15 protein-coding genes and 1 tRNA gene are annotated in these 16,485 nt (G+C 56.2%); 11 read left to right on the top strand and 5 right to left on the bottom strand.

Going from position 1 to position 16,485, the window contains the following annotated elements:
• The first annotated feature begins 100 nt into the window (after positions 1-100).
• The 6 genes from SV7mr_RS06615 to astB all read left to right on the top strand — a co-directional run bounded on the left by SV7mr_RS06615 (position 101) and on the right by astB (position 6,832).
• Positions 101-541, top strand: a complete 441-nt coding sequence (locus SV7mr_RS06615) for a hypothetical protein (protein WP_145270363.1) — start codon at positions 101-103, stop codon at positions 539-541.
• A gap of 247 nt (positions 542-788) precedes the next feature.
• A complete protein-coding gene (locus tag SV7mr_RS06610) occupies positions 789-1,463 on the top strand; it encodes a phospholipase D-like domain-containing protein (protein WP_419188189.1) in 675 nt (224 codons plus the stop codon).
• Positions 1,464-1,673: 210 nt separating this feature from the next.
• Positions 1,674-2,900 (top strand): hydrolase, encoded by a 1,227-nt coding sequence (locus SV7mr_RS06605; RefSeq protein WP_419188188.1) that lies wholly within the window; start codon positions 1,674-1,676, stop codon positions 2,898-2,900.
• Between the two features lie 58 nt (positions 2,901-2,958).
• The gene (locus tag SV7mr_RS06600) at positions 2,959-4,020 is read left to right on the top strand and encodes an arginine N-succinyltransferase (RefSeq protein ID WP_145270357.1); all 1,062 of its coding nucleotides are present in this window, start codon (positions 2,959-2,961) and stop codon (positions 4,018-4,020) included.
• A gap of 14 nt (positions 4,021-4,034) precedes the next feature.
• A complete protein-coding gene (gene astD, locus SV7mr_RS06595) occupies positions 4,035-5,507 on the top strand; it encodes a succinylglutamate-semialdehyde dehydrogenase (RefSeq protein ID WP_145270355.1) in 1,473 nt (490 codons plus the stop codon).
• The gene (gene astB, locus SV7mr_RS06590) at positions 5,504-6,832 is read left to right on the top strand and encodes an N-succinylarginine dihydrolase (RefSeq protein ID WP_145270353.1); all 1,329 of its coding nucleotides are present in this window, start codon (positions 5,504-5,506) and stop codon (positions 6,830-6,832) included. Before astD ends, astB begins: the two co-directional genes overlap by 4 nt.
• Positions 6,833-6,880: 48 nt before the next feature.
• On the opposite strand, the gene SV7mr_RS06585 is transcribed toward astB, so the two are convergent.
• Positions 6,881-7,573, bottom strand: coding sequence for a TylF/MycF/NovP-related O-methyltransferase (locus tag SV7mr_RS06585; protein ID WP_419188187.1), 693 nt, complete (start codon positions 7,571-7,573; stop codon positions 6,881-6,883).
• A gap of 654 nt (positions 7,574-8,227) precedes the next feature.
• On the opposite strand from SV7mr_RS06585, the gene SV7mr_RS06580 reads away from it, so the two are divergent.
• Positions 8,228-8,875: a rhodanese-like domain-containing protein gene (locus SV7mr_RS06580; protein WP_145270348.1), complete on the top strand. Its 648-nt coding sequence runs from the start codon at positions 8,228-8,230 to the stop codon at positions 8,873-8,875.
• 240 nt (positions 8,876-9,115) lie between these two features.
• Here the strand turns inward: SV7mr_RS06580 and SV7mr_RS06575 are convergent.
• The 3 genes from SV7mr_RS06575 to SV7mr_RS06565 all read right to left on the bottom strand — a co-directional run bounded on the left by SV7mr_RS06575 (position 9,116) and on the right by SV7mr_RS06565 (position 11,325).
• Positions 9,116-9,188: transfer RNA gene (locus tag SV7mr_RS06575), tRNA-Lys, on the bottom strand.
• 96 nt (positions 9,189-9,284) lie between these two features.
• A complete protein-coding gene (locus tag SV7mr_RS06570; protein ID WP_419188186.1) occupies positions 9,285-10,910 on the bottom strand; it encodes an anthranilate synthase component I family protein in 1,626 nt (541 codons plus the stop codon).
• Positions 10,911-11,142: 232 nt separating this feature from the next.
• A complete protein-coding gene (locus SV7mr_RS06565; RefSeq protein WP_145270344.1) occupies positions 11,143-11,325 on the bottom strand; it encodes a hypothetical protein in 183 nt (60 codons plus the stop codon).
• Positions 11,326-11,395: 70 nt separating this feature from the next.
• Here SV7mr_RS06565 and SV7mr_RS06560 point away from each other — a divergent pair, with 70 nt between their 5' ends.
• Entirely contained in the window at positions 11,396-11,974 is a 579-nt protein-coding gene (locus tag SV7mr_RS06560; RefSeq protein WP_419188185.1) for a class I SAM-dependent methyltransferase, read from the top strand.
• A 177-nt stretch (positions 11,975-12,151) separates the two neighbouring features.
• On the opposite strand, the gene tsaD is transcribed toward SV7mr_RS06560, so the two are convergent.
• Positions 12,152-13,201: a tRNA (adenosine(37)-N6)-threonylcarbamoyltransferase complex transferase subunit TsaD gene (gene tsaD, locus SV7mr_RS06555; protein ID WP_145270342.1), complete on the bottom strand. Its 1,050-nt coding sequence runs from the start codon at positions 13,199-13,201 to the stop codon at positions 12,152-12,154.
• Positions 13,202-13,307: 106 nt separating this feature from the next.
• Here tsaD and rpsL point away from each other — a divergent pair, with 106 nt between their 5' ends.
• The 3 genes from rpsL (at position 13,308) to fusA (ending at position 16,484) form a co-directional block, all read left to right on the top strand.
• The gene (gene rpsL, locus SV7mr_RS06550; protein ID WP_145270339.1) at positions 13,308-13,673 is read left to right on the top strand and encodes a 30S ribosomal protein S12; all 366 of its coding nucleotides are present in this window, start codon (positions 13,308-13,310) and stop codon (positions 13,671-13,673) included.
• Positions 13,674-13,754: 81 nt separating this feature from the next.
• A complete protein-coding gene (rpsG, locus tag SV7mr_RS06545) occupies positions 13,755-14,231 on the top strand; it encodes a 30S ribosomal protein S7 (protein ID WP_145270337.1) in 477 nt (158 codons plus the stop codon).
• Positions 14,232-14,390: 159 nt separating this feature from the next.
• Positions 14,391-16,484 (top strand): elongation factor G, encoded by a 2,094-nt coding sequence (gene fusA, locus SV7mr_RS06540; RefSeq protein ID WP_145270335.1) that lies wholly within the window; start codon positions 14,391-14,393, stop codon positions 16,482-16,484.
• Position 16,485: the final 1 nt, after the last annotated feature.

The following is a 16,485-nucleotide window of genomic DNA, read 5'->3' as shown; positions in this document are numbered from 1 at the left end:
TTCTTTCCCGTGGTAAACCGAAGGGATTGTACTTGTCTTGACGAATTGCCTATCGTGTAACTGACTTTGAATTTGTCCCCTTACAGATGTGAGCTTAAACATGAAAAAGATCGTTGCTTCGACCTTGGCCATCCTGCTGGTAGCAACCGCCACTGCTTGGGCGGGCGAAGTTGACTTGAAAGAAGTCAAATGCGTGATCGCTCCCAAAGCAGCCTCCGCTGATAAATCCGCCGACTACAAAGACGGCAAAGTCTACTTCTGCTGCGGCGGATGCGCTGGCAAGTTCGCCAAAGACAGCAAGCCTTTCGCGACCAAAGCAAACCACCAACTGGTTGCCACCAAACAGTACGAACAAAAAGGCTGCCCCTTCAGTGGCGGCAAAGTCAATCCGGCAACGTTGGTCAGCGTCGAAGGCACCAAAGTTGGCTTCTGCTGCAACAACTGCAAAGCCAAATTTGACGGCACCAAAGACTCCAAAGCCAAAATGGACTTGGTCTTCAGCGACAAAGCGTTTGACAAAGCGTTCAAGAAAGCCAAGTAAGCTGGCCAAGACCGATCCTCAGATCAATCGACCGCAGCTCATCCAGGGCTGCGGTTTTTTCATGCGCCCGTTTCAGGCTGCGCGAGCACTGCAAGAACGCCCTCGAAGTGCCGCTAGAAAACGCTCCCCTACATGCGGATCGAACCAACTCACGTTGCACACCCACTGCCTCTGCTGGCGGTACGATGTCGCGTTGCTATCCTTAGATCGCTCTCCTAATCAACTCCTCATTTTATTCGCCAACGCCATGTTCGAAGACGTTCTGCGCCAATCGTTTCGCGATTTCCGGCTTTCCCGCGGGGAAAAACGCGACCTCAAGTCGCTGGTCAAACGCTGTGGCCAAGACACGCATCAACTGGCGCTCGCGCGCAGCGAAGCCTTCGAGATGGCTCAAGAAGCAATCAACGAATCCAATCAGCCGGATGTGCTGCGTTGGTTGGAAGAAGTCGTCAAGGCACTCCAGGGCAGTTCGGCCAGCCAGCCTTCGGCTGGCGCTGAAGTCCATTTCAGCCCCGATGATCCATGCGCCGAACGCATCATTCGCATGTTCCAATCCACTCGACGTAACGCAGACATCGCAGTGTTCACGATTACCGACAACCGCATCAGCCGAGCGATCAGCGACGCCCATGATCGAGGCATCAAGATTCGAATCATCTCCGATAACGACAAGTCACAAGATCTGGGTTCGGATATCGAGTCATTGGCGAAGTCCGGGATCGAAGTGCGCGTCGATCAAACCGAGCATCACATGCATCACAAGTACGCCATCTTCGATCATCAACACTTGCTGACCGGAAGCTATAACTGGACACGCAGTGCCTCGCTGCACAATAGCGAGAACTTTCTCATCACCGCCGACGATTACCTGGTCGGTCAGTTTCGCAAAGCCTTTCAGCGACTCTGGAACAGCCTGGGTTAGAGTTCAGACTTTCGCAGGGTGCCGTGCTTGCACGGAAAGTTCGATAGGGTGCCGTGAACCCGCGCGGCGCGTTTGATTCCGCTGGCAAGACAACTGACTTGCAGCCCCGAGACCCCAAACGCCTCGGTGTGCTATGCTACAGTGAGATCGCGACTCCTTCAGATGACTGGCAGTGGGCGACATTCGGGACTCACTGCGGGCAAACTGACAATGGTAACGAAGTCTGAGATCATCGACATTCAGTCGCAGATGGCTGAAGACCTGGCGCCGCAGACCGATCGATTGGTTCAGCAAACCATTGACCTTTGCAACCTGAACTCAGACAGTTTCTGTCCACCGAGTCTTGAGCAAACCGCAGCTGCGGTTGATGGGCTGTTTGGTGCACATTTTGAGAGCGTCTCTCACCGTCAACTGCCGGCCACCCCCTGGCTGACGGATCTTGGCGAATTTGAATCCGTTGCACCAGCAAAGATGCTGATCTATCACACGCGGCCATCGGCACCGCTGCAATTCTTGCTGACCGGGCACTACGACACTGTGCACCGGCATGACGGGCCATTCCAAAACTGCAAGATCTCGGGTCACCAGCTGCATGGCCCTGGGACGGCCGACATGAAAGGCGGACTGGTGGTGATGTTAGAAGCCTGCAAAGCGATTAACAACAGTCCGTTAGCGGACCAGATCGGCTTCACGGTGGCGATCTCTCCGGATGAAGAGATCGGCTCACTGGCCTCCGGCCCCGTTTTAACTTCGTTGGCCAAGGACGCCCACTTTGGGCTGACTTTTGAGCCAGCATTGGCCGACGGCACACTCGCAGGAGCACGCAAAGGCAGTGGCAACTTTGCATTGATCCTCCGCGGCAAAAGCACTCACGCCGGCCGCAAATTCTTTGACGGTCGCAACGCAGTGATCGCTGCCTGTGATGCCAGCACACAACTTTCCCAACTGAGTGACGAAGCATTAGGCATCACCGTCAACGTCAGTCGAATCGCTGGCGGTAGCCCCGAAAATGTCGTCCCTGACTTGGCGGTTGTGCGTTTTAATGCGCGAGTCTTCACAACCGAACAAATGAACATCGAGCAACGATTCCAAGGGATTGCCGAGTCGGTTGCCAGCCAACATCAACTTGACGTCACGTTTCAAGGCAGTTTTAGCCGCCCGCCCAAACCGATGACTCCGGACCTGCGAGCGATGTTTGATGTGCTTTGCGAGTGTGGTCAACGTTTGGAGATTCCGATTCAGTACAACGCCACCGGCGGTTGCTGTGAGGGCAACAACCTGGCGGCGGCGGGACTGACCAACATCGATACACTGGGTGTCTGTGGGGCCAACATTCATAGCAACCAGGAATACGCCGACATCAATAGCTTCGTCCCGCGAACACAACTGACGGCATTTTTGATATCCAGCTTGCTTGCCAAGCAAACGCTGCGTTGACGATTGATACCGGACGCCGGTTTGTTCCTTCCCAGACCTTTGAACCGAGGACCGCATCATGCTGTACATTCGCCCAGTTGAACAAAAGGACCTCTCTGGGCTACTGCATTTGGCCAGCATTGCCAGCAAAGGCATCACGTCACTGACCAACGATCGAGACACGTTGCGCGGAAAGATCGAGCGTTCACAAGCGAGCTTTACGCGCGCTCACCCCGATCCCAGCGATTACTTTTTGCTGGTCATGATCGACAGCGAACACGAGCGCGTCATCGGCACTGCTGCGGCCTATGGTCATACGGGGACCGATCAAGCCTTTTATGCGTATCGCTTGATCAAACTGGCACACCATTCCCACTCGCTCAATAAACGCGTGCAGTCAGAGGTCTTGCATCTCAGCAATGACTACACGGACTGCGCCGAAGTTGGCACGCTGTTTTTGGATCCAGAGTATCGCGGCAATGGGCACTGGCTTTCGCGATCACGATACTTGTTGATTGGCCAGCATCTCGATCGCTTCGCCGATCATGTCATTGCCGAGATGCGTGGCTGGATCGACGACGAAAACTACTGTCCCTTCTGGTCAGGACTGGGCGAGCATTTTTTTGAGATGTCGTTTACCGAGGCTGACGCGTTATGCGGCCAAGGCTCCAACCAATTCATCACCGAACTGATGCCCAGGTATCCGATCTACACCTGCCTGTTACCCGAAGATGCCAGACACTTCATCGGCAAACCGCATCGCAACACCGTGCGCGCCGTTGAACTGCTTTACGAAGAAGGCTTTGAGTATGAGCAAATGGTCGACATCTTTGATGGCGGCCCTATCTTGAGAGCCAGAACCAAGGAGATCACCAGTGTTCAATCCGCCGTCCATCGTCAAACCACCAGCGATCCCATCGCCGACGGTGAAACGTCTTCATGGATCGTTTCCAATTGCTCGCTGTATTCCTTTCGTGTGATTCAGGCGAAGCTCTGCAGCAATGACACTGACGTTCAGTTGACTGCGGAACAACGGCAGATGCTGGCCATCCAACCCGGCGACTCCGTCCGGATGATCGCCAAACCCAAGCGTCATACCTCACCCACACAACTGCCCGTCGTTGGCACCGCAGGACAATAAACAAAAGGAATCTCATGAGCCTCTTGATTGACAACCGGTGGACCACAGGTGAAGCGGCACCGATGGAATCGTTTTCACCAGACGAAACACAGACCGTTTGGCAAGGACACGCAGCGTCTGAGCAGCAGGTCGACCGAGCCATCGCGTCGGCGCAAGCGGCGTTTCAGCCCTGGTCAGGGCTCGGCTTTGAAACTCGTCTGGGGATCTGCCAACAGTTTGCTGAAGTCCTGCAAGCAAACCGTGATCAACTGGCTAACACGATCCACCTGGAAACAGGCAAACCGCTGTGGGAATGCTTGACCGAAGTCACTGCAATGGTCAACAAGATCGCGATCAGTGAAACCGCCTACCAGCAGCGAACGGGCAATCAAGATGACGGCACTCGACATCTTCGACATCGTCCACATGGCGTGCTGGCGGTCTTCGGCCCTTACAATTTCCCTGGCCATTTGCCGAATGGACACATTGTTCCTGCCTTACTGGCTGGTAACACCGTCGTGCTCAAACCCAGTGAATTGACGCCGGCCACTGCTGAGGCAACGCTCAAACTCTGGTTGCAAACCGATTTACCACCCGGCGTCATCAATCTTGTGCAAGGCTCCGTTGCGGTAGGCAAACGACTGATTGAAAACCCCATTGCGGGCGTCTTGTTCACAGGCTCATCGGCGACCGGACAAACGATCCATCGCCAATTGGCCGGCCGCACGGAAGTCATCTGTGCCCTTGAGATGGGTGGGAACAATCCACTGATCTTGTCGCCCGAACATGCTCCTGATTTCGCTGCCGCCACGATCTTGCAAAGCGCCTTTCTGTCAACGGGGCAACGCTGCACCTGCGCTCGACGACTGATCATGGTCGAAAGCGAAGCCTGCGAACAAACACTGCGTGCGGTGTTGGATCTCGCCAGCAAGATCACCATCGGCCGAGTCAACATGCATCAGCCGCAACCCTTTATGGGGCCAGTGATCAATGGCAACACCGCCAAGCGACTGCTGGCCGCCCAGCACAGGCTACAAGAATTGGGAGGCCAAATCCTGGCTGAAATGAAACCGCACGAGCATGATGCTTACCTGTCCCCTGGGATCATCGACATGACTCCATGCTTGCAATCGGACGCACCACGAAACAGCACCGCCCCGGACCAAGAATGGTTTGGCCCCTTATTGCAGGTTTATCGCGTCAAGTCGGTGCAAGAAGCGATTGATCTCGCCAACCACACTCGGTATGGACTGGCAGCCGGTTTCATCGGTGACCATACAGCAGAGCAGGGGAGCTTTCTTAACCAGATCCGCGCGGGCGTCACCAGCGTCAACGCGCCCACCGCTGGAGCCTCCAGCGCAATGCCCTTTGGCGGCGTCGGCTGCAGCGGCAATCATCGCCCCAGTGCCTTTTATGCAGCTGATTACTGCGCGTGGCCGCAGGCTAGCAACATCAACGCGTTGTCCAGATCCCAGTCCGTCCCCGATTTAAACGGGATTCAACAATGACAGCGGTGCAGGAAATCAATTTTGATGGACTGATCGGTCCCACGCACCATTATGGTGGATTATCGTTTGGCAACCTGGCATCGCACCGCCATTCGAAACAGGTCTCGCATCCAAAACAAGCGGCGCTGCAAGGTCTGGAAAAGATGCGACTTCTGGTGCGTCTGGGGTACCAGCAAGGATTCTTGCCGCCTCAAGCAAGGCCTGACTTCAACTTCCTGCGAACGCTGGGCTTTAGCGGGAGCGATGACGCGGTCATCCAATCGGCGGCCAAGGACGCGCCTCACCTGCTGTCAGTAGCATACAGTGCCTCCAGCATGTGGGCTGCTAACGCGGCAACGGTCACGGTTTCTGCAGAGAGCGGCGATGGCCGGGTGCACTTTACCCCGGCGAACTTGATCGCCAACGCTCATCGGCATTTGGAAGCGAAACAAACGCAGCGATCGCTTGAGTCAATCTTCTGCAACTCGGTGCATTTCCAAGTCCATCCACCGCTGCCAGCACAAGCGAGTTTTTCTGACGAAGGGGCCGCTAACCATACTCGGTTATGTTGTCACAACGATCAACCTGGCGTCAGTCTTTTCGTGCACGGCGAAACCACTGCGGGATCACGCTTTCCCGCTCGACAAACCTTATCGGCCAGCCAAGCCATCGCGCGGCGGCACGGCGATCGTCACCCCATCATGCTCCGGCAGAATCCACGAGCGATCGATGGCGGCGCATTTCACAACGACGTCGTTGCCGTTGGCAACGGGCCCGTGTTGCTGTTTCACGAATCTGCCTATCACGCCGATGATCGCTCGGCAGCCTTTGCAACCCTCAAGCAATGGCTGCCAAACTTTCAACCCATCATGGTCAGTGAACAGCAAGTGTCATTAGAAGACGCCGTGCAATCCTATTTGTTCAACAGCCAATTATTGGCCGCGCCCAACGGCGCGATGGACCACATGTCTCTGGTCGCCCCCACAGATTGTCAGGATTCGCCAGCAGTGACGCAATTCCTAGACCAACTGACCACTGACCCGGCCAACCCGATTCAAAACGTGCACTTTGTTGATGTCAGGCAATCGATGAGTAACGGCGGCGGTCCCGCTTGCTTGCGTCTGCGCGTACCGCTGACTCCAGCAGAGCAGCAGGCGATCAATCGCAGTTTCCTACTGGATGAGACATCCATCGATGAGCTGTGCCATTGGGTCAGGCGACACTATCGCGATCAGCTGGCGATCGAAGACTTGGCTGCCCCTGGCTTGGCAGGGGAAGTTCGAGATGCATTAGAGGATCTGACGGACACCATCGGCTGCGGCCCACTTTATCCCTTCCAAACGTAACCTCAAGAAGCGGCGTGAACGATACGCTCGCAGTACGTCTTCGGAGCGTTAATCGCGAATCAAGAACGTTTGACCGGACTCCATGTACAGACTGATGCATTGGCTGCCGAGATCGGTTGCCATGAATTCATCCAAGGCCAAACGACTGCCAATGAGCATTGGCGTGTGTCCAGGGTCTTCAACAATCATCACGCCACGGTGCACCATCCGCTCGGCAATCTTAGGCAGCGCTGCAGCGACGGCTTCATAGAGATCAACATCAATGTTTGCCAAGGCGATCTGATCCACGTCATCTGGAAGCGGATCGCCGATGATGTCGCGACGCAAAACATTGGCCTTTAGGCCTTGCTCTGGTCGTTGAAATTGCTGGATGCGTTCGGCAACGACGTCGCGGCCTTCGGTTTGATGTGTTCCTTGCCACATGCAATCCGCGCTCTGCTGAGCTTCCGGATAATCGAAGCCATCGAAGACATCCAAAAAGAAACAGTTTCGTGAGAGTTGCTTTTCGGCCATGTGTCGCATCGCTACACAGGAGCTGTTGCCACGAAAACATCCGACTTCAATGTAACTGCCCGCAACCGCTGCCGTCATGTCGATGGCTTGAATCAGATTCGTGAAGTCACCAGGACCACAATCAAACTTGGCAAAGCCTTGCTGACTCTGCCGCTGCCACTCGGCTTCGAGCACGTTTCTGGCCAGAGGATTCAGATGCACATCGGTCGCCGGTGTTGCGACTTTCACGGGCAGAAACTTGCCGTGCTGCTGAACAACTGCTTTGATGTATGGAAGACGTCGACACCCACTTGATCGATGCGACTGGTGAACCGTTCCCCCACCGACGCGCTGTCGCTCGGCGAAGTGGGTTGTGCACGTCGCACCGTGCGGATTGCCCGCCGAAATCCATGCTGGATGAATGTTGAAGTCGCTGCCGTCATGCCCGCCCCTGGTTGGTGTACAAAGATCGCTTGCCGAAGTGACTGGCTTGCTTACTTGATTGCCACGACGCGTCATTTGGCCAAGACGTGTGTCCGTTGAATCCGCTCAGTCAGCACTTTCATTGTGTTCGACAAGCCCTCCAAGACTGGCTAACCGAAACACGTTCACAGGGGTCTTGGTGAGGGATCCCCCGCGGCATCACTGACACTTTTTGAACAGCCGGTCCAGTCAACCCCGGCGAATCTGAGATCGATCATGCCGCAGTCCCCTCCCGAAACCGCGTCAATGGGCACGCATTTTCAGAGAATTCTCTGATGATTGTAAAAACACTTGCAACCATCGAATCGCCCCTCAAAACGCTGTGTTGCTCGCTCGTCTTTTTCCAGACACTGAACTCTGTCATTGCCAAGCGGCATGGCAACGTGATCAAACACTCGGTCAGACAAATGAGGAAGAACGATGAAGCGGACTCACATCAACATTGGCATCGTCGCGATGGTGTTGGCAACAATTGGTTACAGCATGCTCTCGGGGGCCGACCAGCCGAGACGAACACAGCAGCCAGCAAATCCCAATGTGGATTTCCTAGGCTTTGCAAAGACAACCATGGCGTTGCATGAAACCCATGAACGACGGCGGATCAGTGAACAGGAATTCATCCACCGCGCCGCACAGAAAGGTGCTGTGGTTCTGGATGCACGAAGCGTGTCCAAGTTCAAGCTCCTGCACATCAAAGGAGCCAAGAACCTGCCGCTGCCAGACTTCACCGAACAGGATTTGCAGAAAGTCCTGCCATCCAAAGAGACGATGGTTTTGATTTACTGCAACAATAACTTCAACGACCAACCGGTCGCATTTCCCACCAAAACCGCCAAAGCTGCGCTCAACGTGCATACCTTCACGGTGCTTTGGAATTATGGCTACAAGAACATTTACGAGCTCGCACCACTTTTGGATACCAAGACGTCCAAGCTCACGTTCGAAGGCACTCAGGCCTCCACCACGAACTTGCAATCCAGCTCTGAAAAGCTCCCGCCAGCGAAGTCCCTGCCGGCCAATGTCAAACCGGCCAATGTCAAACCGGGAAAGCAGCGGACTGGAGCTTAAACTGCCCAAGCCAATGAGCCATTGAATCGGCGTCGGCCGCACGCGCCGGTCAGCTGCCAGCGACTTGAACTGCCTAGCACCGCCAAACGCGGTGACTGGGCGGTTAGCGCTTTTGCATGCAAAAAAAATCAGTGCATGCAGATACGGTGCATGCAGACAATGGGGATATAGCGAAGGGGGGGACAGCAAGTTTCCCACCCGAGATGGCGAAAACGATTCTTCGCCAGTAAGCAAAAGAAGTGCCCCCACTAGGGATCGAACCTAGGACCCACGGATTAAGAGTCCGTTGCTCTGCCAGCTGAGCTACAGGGGCGAAACACTGCAAATTGCGGTGTGAGTGTCGTCCGGGTCAGAGATTGCCCCGGCGAGCGAGTGCAAATTTTAGCCAACCCATCCGAGGCGTCAACGTCTAACGCTCGTTTACCGCTCCCAATTTCAATCCGTCCCAAATGGTCGGCGCGGGTGGCTCAACTGCGGCGGGTGGTGAATCGGTTTGCTCCGCACCGGAGGCAAAGGCATTTAGCATGCCCTGCGCTTTGATCCAGGTTTCCTGTTCTTCGGCAACAGGATCACTTTTCGCCGTAATGCCGCCACCGACAGGGATTTGCAGCATGCCTTTGGTGGCTGTCATCGTACGGATCAGAATGTTGAAGTCAGCGTTTCCGCCACAACTGAGGTACCCGATCGAACCACAGTACGCGCCGCGTGGATGCGGTTCAAGCTCCGCAATCGTGCGCATCGCTTCAATCTTCGGTGCTCCCGTCACACTGCCGCCGGGAAAGCAAGCCTGCAACAGATCCACAGCTGCCACGCCCGATTTCAATCGCCCACACACCGCAGAGACCAAGTGCTGCACACACTGGTACTTCTCCACTTGGCACAACTGTGTGACTTCAACACTCTCGTCCTCGCACACTCGCGAGAGATCATTTCGCATCAAGTCAACGATCATGATGTTTTCCGCGCGATCCTTGACGCTTGAAAGCAACTCGGACGCGAGCTCTTGATCGGTTAACGCGTTCCCTGTTCGTGCCACCGTGCCTTTGATTGGCCGAGTTTCCACGGTGCCTCCGCGCAGCTGCAAAAAACCTTCGGGAGACGAACTGAGCACTTGATAGTGCTCACCATCATAAAAGGCCGCAAACGGAGCGGGATTGGACTGACGCAGTGCCAGATAAATCTCTTGAGCGTCAGCAGGCATCGGCAACGTCAAACGCTGGGCGAGATTCACTTGAAACGAATCCCCTGCACAGATCCTGCGCACGACTTCCCTGACCGCATCACGAAACCCTGGTCCGGTGAAATTACTGACCGGCGCTGCTGGTTGGTCACGATCCCCCGGTAACACGGCCGGCGTTCTCTGGCCAGCCACAAAGGCACTCAGTCGCTGATAAGACTGAACACGATGCAAGACCGCATCGGCTCGCTGCCGAGCACGTTCCAATCGCAACGCCCCATCTCCGTCCCTTTTTTCGATTTCTGAGCCCTGGATGTCGTCTGCTTGAAAGCCCTGGCTGATCAACCAGGCCTTACCCGTCCAGTGATCGATCGCAATCACCCAGTCGTAAACGCCGACATCGATCGCTGGTGTCGGCAAGTCAACACGCTGGTGCTGATGGACCGCCCCCAGCGCATCCGTTTCCAGCCAGCGACCGGCTTCGTAACCAATTAAACCGGCCAGACCGCCCTGAAAAGGAGGCAAGGTGGGATCGGTCGTGTTAGGCAGTCGGTCGGCCCAGGACTTGAGTTGTGGCCAAGGGTCAGGATCCGTCGGGTCAGCGACCAAGCGACACACGGGATCGGCGCTTAGAAAAGAATAGCGCGACAGTCTCGCCAGGGCATCGGGAGTGCCTCGGCGCACGGACGGATCGACGCCCCATTTGCCGCCCGCAGCAACAATCGCAGAATCCAGCCAAATCCGTCCCGGCAATCCTGCCAAAGCAGCAAACCAATGCGCAGCGTCATCGCCCAGCCCAGAGCGTTGTAGAGCGTGGACCACCGGAATGGATTGCAAACGATCGGAGGTTGTATTCAATGGATTACTGAAGAAAGGATCGCAACGCCAGCTTGTTTCTAACTTGCGTGGCGGAATGTGCCCCGCATGATTCCGTCCCAGCCGACGCCAACCAGATTTACGGCACTCTTTGCCCATCAATTGAGGGCGATGGGTCGACGAACGCCAGCTGCTTTAATAGCCTATCACCTGGACCGGCAGTTCAGCACAGGCAATGGATGTCCACCGCTGAGCGGGATGACTTGCGGGCAGGCTAAATTGCGGGCAGGCTGTCACCGTTGCTTGCAGCGAACCAGCCAGCGTTGCCGGACCAAGACCAGCGTTGCCGGACCAATGCCAGCGTTGCCGGACCAATGCCAGCGTTGCCGGACCAATGCCAGCTTTCCAGCAGCCAGCCGCGATCGACGCCTTGCGAAGGGGTTGCCAACAGCAACATTAACCCATCACGACGAAACGGCAAGCGGGCAACGGCCAGTCAATCCACTCCGAATTTTAGGCGACATCGATTGAGCGACAGCATCACCTTCTTGAAGGAATTCCTCCGGCACCCCACGCGAGTCGGCGCCATCGCCCCCAGCAGTCCGGGCCTGGTCCGAGCGATGGTGGAGAGCTTTGACTGGCAAACGGTTAGGAATGTAGTCGAATTCGGACCGGGCACTGGGGTCTTCACCGAAGCTGTCGCGAAAAGCCTGCATCCGGAGGCCAAGTTTGTTGCCATCGAGCAGGGTGCTGACATGGTGCAAACGACTCGCCAACGCTGCCCTGACGTGAACGTCATCCATGGCAGCGCGACCGATCTGAACTCGATCTGCGAAGCAGCGGGGATCGGGCAAATCGATGCGGTGGTTTGCGGACTGCCGTGGGCCTCGTTTCCAGAATCACTGCAAACTGAGATCATGGATGTGATGCTGGACCGGATGGCTGACGGAGCGACGTTTGCCACGTTTGCCTACTGGCAGGGCGTGATTTTGCCAGCCGGGCTGCGATTCAGCAAACGGCTCAAACGCAGTTTCAGCGAAGTCGGCCGCAGTAACACCGTTTGGCGAAACTTGCCGCCCGCCTTCGTGTACCGCTGCAAGAAATAGCGGGCCTAACGGCCAGCGTCGAATCGGACGCGCGTCCACCTCAATTTCCATCAACCGTTTCGGCGTTCGCCACGGCGTCGTCAGCAAAGCTCTCCCGCAAGCGGGAGAGTGCAGTTTTTCTTGGTGCGTGCAAGCACGGCACCCTACTGTTTTGACGTTCGCCGGGGTGTGCACGGTTTAAAAACCGCGTTGCAGTCCGGCGGTGATATCGAGATTCAGATCGGCGAATTCGCCGCGTTCGATTTTCTTGAGGGCGATCGCTCCCATCACAGCATTATCGGTGCACAGTTCTGGCGGGGCGACGGCCAGGCCGAAGCGATGCTTTTCTGCAGCTTGCTGCAAGCCCGCCCTCAGGACCGGGTTGGCGGCCACGCCGCCGCCAACGATCAGGTGCTTGACGCGTGTTTCTTTGACCGCTCGCACGCTTTTGGCAACCAGCACATCGACCACCGCGGCTTGGAACGAGGCACACAAATCGGCTTGAGTTTGCTGATCCAACTGGACGGTGGTGGGATCAACGGCTTTGGCGGACTTGCTTTGCTTGCTGGCCGGGGGCGGTGCAATGGCGTAGCGAACAGCGGTTTTCAGTCCGCTAAAGCTGAATTGATAATCGGGGCGATGCATCATTGAGCGCGGAAACTCAAAGGCTTTTGGATTGCCCTGAGCAGCCAAACGCGAAACGGCCGGGCCTCCGGGGAACCCCAGATTGAGCATCGCGCCGACTTTGTCAAAGGCTTCCCCTGCGGCATCGTCAATTGTTCCCCCGAGAAATTCCAGGTCCAATGGCGACGTGCAGTGGTACAGGCTGGTGTGGCCACCGCTGACAACGAGGCCGATGCACGGGTACACCGGCTGATCGTAGGCCATTTGACAGGCATAAAGGTGTGCGTGCAGATGATTGATCGCAACCAGTTTTTTTTGCCAGGCGACGGCCAGTGTTTTGGCGGCCACGACGCCAACGAGCAGCGAGCCGGCCAGGCCGGGTCGGTCAGCCACCGCAATTGCTGATAAATCGTCCACAGACACCTTGGCCTGGCTGATGGCGGTGTCAATCACGGGTAAAATCCGGTCTAAATGAGCCCGAGCTGCAATTTCGGGGACCACGCCGCCGAACCGTTCGTGCAAGTCCTCCTGAGTGGCCACACAGTCTGCCAAGACTGCCCCATTGTCAGAAATCACTGCCGCAGCGGTTTCGTCGCAAGTCGATTCGATTGTCAAGATTGGCATGATCAAAGCTTAGCGACCAATAGCCCTTGACACCAAGGGATTTGGCTCGATACTTGCACCCTTCCCGAAACGGCAAATACGATCAAAGCCAGTATTTCAAATCCCTATGCCAACCATCAATCAGCTCGTCCGCAAACGACGTAAACAAAAGAAACGCCAAAGCAAGTCACCTGTTTTGGAGCGTTGCCCGCACAAACAAGGCGTTTGCTTGCAGGTCCGTACGATGACGCCGAAGAAACCAAACTCGGCGTTGCGTAAGATCACGCGTGTGAAATTGAGCAACGGCAAAGAAGTCACAGTTTACATTCCTGGCGAAGGTCACAACCTGCAGGAACACTCAATCGTGCTGGTACGTGGTGGTCGGATCCGTGACTTGCCTGGTGTTCGCTACCAGGTTGTCCGCGGTAGCCGCGATGCCCTGGGCGTCGAAGGCCGCAAGCGTTCACGTAGCCGTTACGGCGCCAAGAAATAACCCTGTTGTCAGATCGCTGCGAGAACACATCAGCAGCGCTCTCCAATCCATCCAAACACCTCTTAATATCGAATACCTGCAATGGGACGGATCACGGCTAGTAAAAAGCAGCTTAAGGGCGACCCTCGATTCAATTCGCTGCTGGCCGGCAAGTTCATCAACTGCCTAATGCTGGACGGTAAGAAAACGGTCGCTCAGAAAGTCTTCTATGACGCGTTGGAAGAAATCGGGACTCGTGGCGAGACCGATGACCTTTCACCCATCGAAGTTTTCGAGCAATCGATCGAGAATATCAAACCTTACATCGAAGTCCGCAGCAAGCGTGTCGGTGGTGCCAGCTATCAAGTTCCGATGCAGGTCAACCGAGCTCGCCAACAAGCGTTGGCCATTCGCTGGTTGCTGGAAGCGGTTCGCGATAAGAAAGGTCGCCCCACTCACTTGAAACTGGCCGACGAGATCATGGCTGGCTTCAAGAAAGAAGGTGTTGCCTACACCAAACGCGAAAACACGCACCGCATGGCCGACGCCAACAAGGCGTTCGCCCACTTTGCATGGTGATCGCTTGGCGATCACTTTGCACCTCAACCAACCAGAAAACATCAAACAACCGCGACTCGGCCGACGCCGAGCTCGCGGTTTTTTTGTTCACCCAACCACCGACGACTCTCGCAATCCTCAGGCAACTGACCGGCCCTGCCACTTCACTTGGTTCGCAACATGTCCACAAGCATTGAAACCCTGCGCAACATTGGCATCATCGCTCACATCGATGCCGGTAAGACGACCGTTACCGAACGCATGCTGTACCTCAGTGGCGCCAAGCACCGCGTCGGACGCGTTGACCACGGCACCACCGACACCGACGATGACCCCGAAGAACAAGAACGCGGCATCACAATCTTCTCGGCCTGTGTGAAATACAACTGGAATGAGTTTAACGTCAACCTGTTAGACACCCCCGGCCACGTTGACTTTACAGCCGAAGTCGAACGCTGCCTGCGCGTGCTCGACGGCGCTGTCGTTGTCTTCAGTGCTCGCGAAGGCGTCGAAGCCCAAAGTGAAACCGTTTGGCGTCAAGCCGATCGCTACCACGTCCCGCGCATCGTGTTCATCAACAAAATGGACCGCGAAGGAGCAAACTTCGAATCGGTCTTTAACGACATTGAGCCCCGACTTGGCGGACGTCCGGTCGCGATCGAGATCCCGGTTGGCGAAGGCCCCACGCACGTCAACGATCCTTTTCGCGGCGTGATTGACCTGGTTGAACTCAAACTGCTGCAGTTCGACCCCGAAACCGAAGGCAAGGAAGTCACCGAAACAGACATCCCAGACGACCTAATGGACGACGCGCTGCTATGGCGCGAACAATTGATCGAAGCGGTCTGCGAGATCGATGAAGAAGCCCTGGGCTACGTGATGGAAGACCAAGACGTCCCGATTGATGTCATCCGCCGCGCCCTGCGACAAGGCTGCATCGAGCGAACCCTGCAACCGGTGCTCTGTGGTTCAGCCTTACATGGCATCGGCGTCCAACCCTTGATGACGGCCGTTGGACACTACTTGCCCAGCCCACTGGATCGCCCGCCCGTCGAAGGCGTGCTGCCCAAGAAACCCGAAAAAACGGTCTCACGCGGCCCGTCGGATGACGAACCCTTCAGCGCCCTGGTCTTCAAAATCCTGCCCGCCAAGACCGGCGATAACTACTGGATTCGCATCTACAGCGGTTCGCTCAAACAAAACAGTCGCGTCTTCTGCCCCAACCGAGACAAGAAGGAAAACATTGCCCAGCTCTGGCAGATCCATGCTTCCAAGAAAGATCGCGACGGGCAAACCGAAGTGCTTGGCGCGGGCGACATCTGCTGCGTGATTGGACCTCGCTTCGCCATCACCGGCGATACGCTGTGCGACGGAAAAGAACAGGTCGAATTGCCCAGTATCCAGTTTGCCGACACCGTGATTTCGATGGCGATTGAACCGGAAAACACCGGCGATCGCAAGAAACTGGAAGAGACGCTGGACATGCTGCGTCGCCAAGACCCAACCTTTCGCGCCGTAGAAAACGAAGAACTGGGACAGACCCTAATCAGCGGCATGGGCGAACTGCACCTGGAAGTCATCCAGCACCGACTGACACGTGACTTCGGCCTGAACGTCAAATTCTACAAGCCACGCGTCAATTACCGGGAAACCATCGGCGGCACAGCCGATGTGGTCGGACAATGCAATCGCCAAATCGGTGCCACTCAAATGTTCGCGCGATTGAGCGTTCGCGTGGAACCACTCCCTGATGCTTCAGCCAAGACGATCGTGTTCGATCGCCTGCCACCGGAATGCCCGCTGCAAGGCGACGTGCGTCACGCGGCGATTCAAGAACTTCGCGATCGCGCCGAAGGCGGTGGAGCACTGGCGGGATTCCCACTTTCGGGCCTGAGAATCGAAGCCTATGACGCAGAGATTCACGAAGAAGGCAGCGACGAAACGGCCTTCCGGATCGCCGCGGGCGATGCCTTCGATCGAGCCCTGGAAACAGCTGGCCCGGTGTTGCTGGAACCAGTAATGAAAGTCGAAGTCACGACACCCGATGACTACATGGGCGAACTGGTCGGCGACTTGCAACAGCGTCGCGCCATCATTGCCGCCACTGAAACCCGTGGAGCGATGACGGTGATCACGGCGCACGCGCCTCTGAAAGAGATGTTTGGTTACAGCGGTGCAGTGCGCAGCCTGAGCCAAGGTCGTGCCGGCAGCAGCATGGAACCGCTCGGTTACCAAGCGGCACCGAAAGAAGACGCCGAGCAGTTTCGGTACTAAT

The organism is Stieleria bergensis (assembly GCA_007745635.1).
GTDB classification, from domain to species: domain Bacteria; phylum Planctomycetota; class Planctomycetia; order Pirellulales; family Pirellulaceae; genus Stieleria; species Stieleria bergensis.
Note: the sequence above shows the minus strand (reverse complement) of the source record. Positions and strands in the feature narration are given on the sequence as shown.